Raw genomic sequence first — 277 nt, forward strand, 5'->3', positions numbered from 1 at the left:
ATTGCTGCGAACAAGGTTCATGGCATTCGTTGTGCGCTTTGTCATGATGTATTCAGTGCAAAGGCTACGCGTGAGCATAACAACAGCAATATGCTTGCGATGGGTGAGCGTGTCATCGGTCCTGGACTAGCCCGTGAAATCGCAAAAGCATGGCTTACAACTGAATTTTAGGTGGCCGTGTTCATGGACATCCAGACGGAGCAATTGGTGGTGGAAAAGCTTTTCAGTCTGCAGTTGATGCAGTCCTATCAGGAAAGACACTTGTTGAATTTGCAAA

At 46.9% G+C, this 277-nt stretch carries 1 protein-coding gene; it reads left to right on the plus strand.

Going from position 1 to position 277, the window contains the following annotated elements:
* Positions 1–171: RpiB/LacA/LacB family sugar-phosphate isomerase (locus BTHG_RS23895; protein WP_042341340.1), on the plus strand; the 171-nt coding region annotated here is incomplete at its 5' end.
* Positions 172–277 lie beyond the last annotated feature (106 nt).

The sequence above is a fragment of the Bacillus timonensis genome (genome assembly GCF_000285535.1).
Lineage (GTDB): Bacteria > Bacillota > Bacilli > Bacillales > Bacillaceae_L > Ferdinandcohnia > Ferdinandcohnia timonensis.